The following is a 5,923-nucleotide window of genomic DNA, read 5'->3' on the forward strand; positions in this document are numbered from 1 at the left end:
CGACCCGCTACGACAAGACCGCCGAGTCCTACCAGGCAGCCGTCACCCTCGCCTCGCTCCTGATGTGGGCGTGACATTTGAAGACAGCTCCTAGTGCCGGACGGTGTAGCGCTCGATCTTGTCCATGTCCAGCTGCAGTCCGAGGCCCGGGCCGTCCGGCACCCGGAGCAGGCCCTTCTCTGCCTGCGGATAGCCGCCCACGAAGATCTCCCGGCACGGGTTGTCGATGAACATGTACTCCAGCGCGAGCAGCGACGGTGCCGCAGCGGCGACATGGAGGGCGGCCAGCTGGGAAAGTCCTCCGGAGAAACCCGTGTGCGGGGCGAAGGCGATGTTGTGCGCGAATGCCAGGGTCCAGATATGGCGTGCCCCGGTGATCCCGCCGCAGCGACCCAGGTCAGGTTGCGCCGCGTTGACTCCCTTGGCTGTATCGCTGCCCGCATACGCTTGCGGATGTTCGAGGCCCCCGGCATGTTCGCCGGACGGGCCATCGGCCGAGGTGACCAGGTCGTAGGCGCGCGCGGCGTTCATCGTGCCCACAAGGAATCGGCGGCAGTGCGCGGCCTCCTCGGGCATGCACGCGGGTGGAGAGGCGGTGTCGAGGATCGCGCCGCCCGCAGCTCTCGGATCGGGCGGAAGCCCCCTTCGCAGTTGGGCGGCCACCAGCAGGGCGGCGAGTCCGGACGCCGCCGGAGTGGCGAAACTGCTCCCGGTCAGCGCCCGCACGCCTCCCCCAGGATCGGCGCCCTCGATGTCCTGGCCCGGAGCGAGCACGCCGTTGCGGCGGTAGGCTCCGCCCCAGTTGTTGATGTCCAAAGGCCGGCCGTCGATGCCTGAGGCGCCCACGGCGAGCACCGAAGGGGCGGCGGCGGGGGCCTGGAGGCAGTCGCAGCCGTCGTTTCCCACGGCGGCCACCACCAAGACGCCGCGCTCCTCGCACAGCCGAAGCGCTCGCTCCAGCATGCTGTCCGGATGCCCGTCCGGCGTTCGCTCGCCGCCGCTGATGTTGATGATGTGGGCGCCTGCCTGGACGGCCTGTTCGATGGCGCGCGCCAGGTCCATCTGAGGCACCCGGCTGTCACAGGCATCGGCGAAGACCGGCAGGATCAGACCCCGGCACCGAGGGGCGACGCCGACGACGGGGCTGCCCGGCTGACCGAAGATCAGGCTGGCGACATGGGTTCCATGCACAGACATCGGGCCGTCGCCCGCAGCCTGCGTCACCAGCGTGTCCAGCCGCGTGACGTCGGCGCCCGCGAAGCAGGGATGAGCAAGGTTCACCGGTCCGTCCAGGACAGCGACGCAGACCCGTGATTCGCCCAGAAGGCCGTCTGATGCTCGAAGGCCCTTCAAGATTGAACGGACTTCCACGGCCAGCCCTTTCCGTCGATACCAGCACGGTCTATTCGAGGCTCGAGCACGGTCATCTCTCGGACGTAGTACGAATGTGCAGCCCGCGTTCCGGAAACGTCTCTGTCACATTGCCGGTCCGTTGACGGGCAGGTCAGGCCGCATGCCGAAGAGGTGAAGAATTCCTTGCGGCCCTCTCGCTGCCTATGTGTTTTCCGGCTTCAGTGGTCTTATTCGCAGATGCACGAAGTAAAAGTTGCCTGCACAGTTAGGTGTGTGTCTCCGAATGCCGCATTTCTAGAGCTACTTGGGGTCTTCGAGTTCACGTACGCCGAGAATCGCCTCACGCTTCCGTCGGGCGCACAGCGTCTTTTGGCGCTGCTGGCGCTGAACCCCGACGGGATTTACCGAGGCGCCGCGGCCGAGGCGCTCTGGCCCGACTGCCCCCCTGCACGTGCAGCGGCCAACCTCCGCACCGCCTTGTGCCAGGGGCGGCGGGCCTGCGCCCTCACCGCGATCGACAGCATCGGCCATCGCCTGCGACTCGCCGCCTCGGTCACCGTCGACCTGCAGTGCGCGTGGGCCAAGGCCAAAGAGACGATCGCCGGCCTCAGCCAGCCACCCCTCGACTGCGAGGCGTACATAGGCGACCTCACTCGCCAGCTTCTGCCCGGCTGGCCCGACGAATGGCTGATCCCTGAACGCGAACGCTGGGGACAACTGCGCCAGCACGCCCTTGAGAGCCTCGCCCTGCAATGCAGGGCAGCCGGTCAGTACTTGGCCGCCATCCAGAGCGCCACGGCGGCCATCGCCGTGGACCCCATACGGGAAAACGCTCACCGCATCCTGATAGAGATCCACGCCGACGAGGGCAACATCGCCTGCGCCCTCATGCGCTACCGGCACTATGAGACGCTGCTGCAGCAAGAACTCGGGGTGGCGCCCTCGGGGCAGATGGCGCGGCTCACCGAAGACCTGATCTCGCAAAGCGCCGGCCAGCGCCGAACCGCCTTCAACGACACGGCCACGTTCGACGCGGCGGCCCACACCCGCGCCCTCAAGCACGACGTCCGGCCGGCCGGTGCGCGCGCTTCCCAGCGCGCTCAGCCCACACGCGGACAGCGCGACATCGACCGCCAACAGAGCCGGCGTGGATCGTAAACGGCCCCTCGCGCACCACAGCGCGGGCCCCGACCAGGGCGGCACCGCCTCGCAGCGGGCGCGGCGACCTCGCTGACCGGCTCCTGACGGCATGTTACTTCGCCTTGGCGGCAGGGGGGAACCGCCGCCGAGACAATGCCGAAACGCTTCTTCATCGAGCAGTGCAACGCTGCTGGTGCCGACGCCCGACGCACTCGGCCCTGGGGCGCCGAGCGCCGTCGGCCATGACGCGCCGCGCCGACGCCGTCGACATTCAACCCCGCAAGAAGGCGTCGAAGCCGAGGAAGGGGGCCAGGTCGACGACGTCACCGCAGCGCGACGGCCGGCCCGCAAGTGACGCTCCTGTCCCAGGCCGGTCTGCTCGGCTGTGCGCCCTGCCCGCACGGCGTGTGTTCGCCGAACGGCCGACCGCCGGGCGATGGCCGGCAGGGCGGTGTAAGACTGCGTACACCGCCTCACGCGGACGCCCGCTGCGAAGCACACCCGCGGACTCGTGGCACCCATCCCCCGCGGTTCACGCCAGGGCCGCCGACCGTAGGGGCATCACCGAGACATGGCGCCAAAGGCCATGAAGGCCATGAAGGTCACTTGACTTGTCGTCAGACGGTCACCCCATAGGCCTCGGTGAACGCCTGCTGCGCGTACTCCTGCGATGCGAAGCCGTAGCCGTCACGCCCCCAGGAAGTTCCCCAACTGTTGCGGACGATGAAGCGGCGGTCGGCCGTGTAGCCCACGATGGCGACCGCGTGGCCCCCGCGGGCGGTCTCCCGCTTGTAGACGTCGAGCTTGCCGTCCGTGTCGGGCGCCTCGTCCCACGTGCGGTCGACGTCGAGCCGGACCAGGATCGGGCCGCCGCCCGAAGCCAGCCAACGACGCCACTCGTTCGCATCTCGTCCCAGGTTGAAGTAGCCGGCTACTCGCAGTTTGGCCGCGCGGGCGTAGAACGTCGCGGTCGAGCCGGGGAACATCAGCGGAGGGGGCTTGAAAGGCAGGTCTGCCTCACGCGCCGCACCGAACTTGCGGGCGATGTCGAGAGCGGCTTTGAGGCTGGTGCCTGCGCCTTCGACGAAGGTGGTGGGCTGGCTGATGAACTGGTCGGTCTCCTTGGAGGCCATCCAGATGTAGCGCACCGACAGGGGATCGTCCTGGTGCAGCTTGCCGGCCTTGACCATGCACCAGCGCAGGACCGAGTCGGCGGTCGCCCAGCCCACGCACGAGCCTGTGTCTCCCTGGTCGGCGATGGGCCACCAGGGCTCGCGAATATCGACGTGGTCGGGAGCTGCTTCGAGCTCCTCTGCTACGACCCCCGCCTCGAGGGCATGCTGCATCTGCCAGTCCCGCTCAGTGTCACGGGAGGGAATGCAGTTCAGGATTCGATGGCCGGGCAGTGGGTTGATGTTGTTCGTCACCATGGTCCCTCCGTTGCACGTGCCGCCCTGTCGCGGGCACGAGGTCAGCGACGAGCCTCCCTCGGTTCGAGCGCGGCTGCGACGCGGCGAGGGCTGGGAGCGGCCGAACGAGTTCACAGCCCACCGATAGGGGGATCTGCAGCGCAGATGATCTGCTCCGTTCGAGACTTCGCCGGCCGAAATCACGCCTGAGAGGGTTGAGTCCCCCTCCCGAGGTTCATGATCACTCGTTCGTGGCTCGCTGATCGATGCATCGGACTCTCGGTCATGCACCTGATGAAAAAACATGAGGCCGGCACCAAGCGGCGTGTCCGACAAGCAGTGGACGAGCCGAGCGGGCTCCTGCTGTGGATCACCCGCCCTGAGCGGGAGGCGCACGCATCTGCGCCCCTGCCCAGGGCTGCTGCTCTTCGACTCCGCGGGGGAGGGGAGACGATCAGGATTCCGGGTTGCCTGCATCCGGGGCAGTGTTGGGGTTTGATGAGGCCGCTTCGGGCCCCTGCCGGTCACCCCAGTCTTCTGTCCCTGCGGCGACTGGCCGCTGATGGCCCAGCGGCGTTTCATGGCTCCAGCCGCCCGACCGGGGCAAGGATCGAAGGCCTTTGCACCACACCTGCAAGCGCTGCAGCCACTGGTTGCCGAGCACGGAGGACGCCTCGAGCCCACGGGCGGGCAGAGTGCGACCGCCACGGGCCTGGAGAGTCCCCAGCGATCACCGGTCGCTGCTCTGCTCGGTGCATGGGGCGGCGAGAGCGGGGTTGCAGGCCAGGCGCAGCCGCGCTTAGTGGAGGTGGACCCGTACGGTCGCCGGGGCGATTCCCATGCCGCAGGCGGTGTCGGCCACGGGGATGCCGGTAGCCCAATGCCAGGTCACTTCGCGCATGCGGGCGGGCAGTTCCCGGAAGGCCCTCAGCAGCGCCGCGTTCGACAGCGACTCCAGGACGGTGTCTTCGGGCAGCGCTCCACCTCGTCGGTGTCGAGGGAGCTCCTCGTCGACTTCATCACCCCCCTCGACAGCCACGCATCGGGTATGTCCGGCCGCTCTCGCCTGTCGAACCAGCTGCGCCCCGAGGAAACCGCTGCCCCCGCAGATCAGACCATCTATGTGTGGCTCGTGAGACCGGTTCCAGTCGGCAGCGGCTCAGGACCCAGGGCCGCGGTCACTTTGGGGGAGGGGGCAGTGGACGGGTCCGTTAGGTCCGCTGCAGGGGTCAGGTCATTGTCCCAGGATGGCTTCCCGGGCAGCGCGCGACCAGATTGCTTGTTGTCGGGTGCTGAATCCCATGCGGTTCCAGTGGAAGATGACGTGCCGGGCCAGGATGGCTCTGAGTCCGAGGTCCAAGCGGTTGCCTTCAGAGGCAGCCTTCAGGCTTGCCCCGCCGCGTTCCATGCCGGCGATCCAGTCGGCAAGGGGCGCGAGTGGGCCGCCGGCGAGGGCGGGGGCGGGATCGAAGGAGGTGAGCGCGCGCATGGTGTCCACCATGGAGCTGACCTTGTCCGGGGCGATGTCGGGGGGCAGCACTCGTCTGGCTTCGACCTGCCCCCACACGTCTGCCTGCTCCCCCCACTCGAGTCCGGCAGCGCGCATAAGCAGCGTGAGCACACACAGGGAGGTGGTCTTGGCGTCCAGGAGTGGGCTCGAGCCGTCTGTGGCGATCTGGTCGTAGGCGAGCACTCCGACGCTGTCGACGTGGAAGATCTGTTCGGTGATCGTCATTCCTTCCAGGCCTCCGAAGGCGATGGTCTCCGGCTCGTACAAGGAGGCTTGCCATTCCTTGATGCCGCCGAAGGAGACTGCCGCGTCGAGAGCCTGGGCCATCTGTGCGCCGGTCGCTTCCAGCGAGCCATCTGGGCCGGGGCGTAGGCGCAGTCTCCAGCAGGGGTGCTTGCGGATGTACCACCAGGCGCTGAGCTTCCCCCGAGATGCGGGATGTGTTGACAGAGGGTCAGATGGGTTTCATGAGAGGAGCCCAGACGATGCCTGCCCCGAGGAAGTACCCGCT

The 5,923-nt window shown here is 68.0% G+C and carries 5 protein-coding genes; 1 reads left to right on the forward strand and 4 read right to left on the reverse strand.

All coding sequences use genetic code 11. The features are described 5' to 3' along the window. Nucleotides 1-90 precede the first annotated feature (90 nt). Nucleotides 91-1,371, reverse strand: a complete 1,281-nt coding sequence (locus tag ABT300_RS40470; protein WP_351687120.1) for a S8 family serine peptidase — start codon at nt 1,369-1,371, stop codon at nt 91-93. Nucleotides 1,372-1,626: 255 nt separating this feature from the next. Here ABT300_RS40470 and ABT300_RS40475 point away from each other — a divergent pair, with 255 nt between their 5' ends. Then, complete coding sequence (locus ABT300_RS40475) at nt 1,627-2,511, forward strand: AfsR/SARP family transcriptional regulator (protein ID WP_351687121.1); 885 nt, start codon at nt 1,627-1,629, stop codon at nt 2,509-2,511. Nucleotides 2,512-3,110: 599 nt separating this feature from the next. Here the strand turns inward: ABT300_RS40475 and ABT300_RS40480 are convergent. The 3 genes from ABT300_RS40480 to ABT300_RS40490 all read right to left on the reverse strand — a co-directional run bounded on the left by ABT300_RS40480 (nt 3,111) and on the right by ABT300_RS40490 (nt 5,862). After that, the gene (locus ABT300_RS40480) at nt 3,111-3,923 is read right to left on the reverse strand and encodes a C1 family peptidase (RefSeq protein ID WP_351687122.1); all 813 of its coding nucleotides are present in this window, start codon (nt 3,921-3,923) and stop codon (nt 3,111-3,113) included. A 778-nt stretch (nt 3,924-4,701) separates the two neighbouring features. Next, nucleotides 4,702-4,941: an RNA polymerase sigma factor gene (locus ABT300_RS40485; RefSeq protein ID WP_351687124.1), complete on the reverse strand. Its 240-nt coding sequence runs from the start codon at nt 4,939-4,941 to the stop codon at nt 4,702-4,704. Nucleotides 4,942-5,136: 195 nt separating this feature from the next. Further along, a complete protein-coding gene (locus tag ABT300_RS40490; RefSeq protein ID WP_351687127.1) occupies nt 5,137-5,862 on the reverse strand; it encodes a thiopeptide-type bacteriocin biosynthesis protein in 726 nt (241 codons plus the stop codon). Nucleotides 5,863-5,923 lie beyond the last annotated feature (61 nt).

This window comes from Streptomyces sp. NPDC001027 (assembly GCF_040299045.1).
Lineage (GTDB): Bacteria > Actinomycetota > Actinomycetes > Streptomycetales > Streptomycetaceae > Streptomyces.

What these genes read in the sequence shown, in the direction of transcription:
- ABT300_RS40480 (WP_351687122.1), bottom strand. Translation starts at nt 3,923, where the DNA reads ATGGTGACGAACAACATCAACCCACTGCCCGGCCATCGAATCCTGAAC.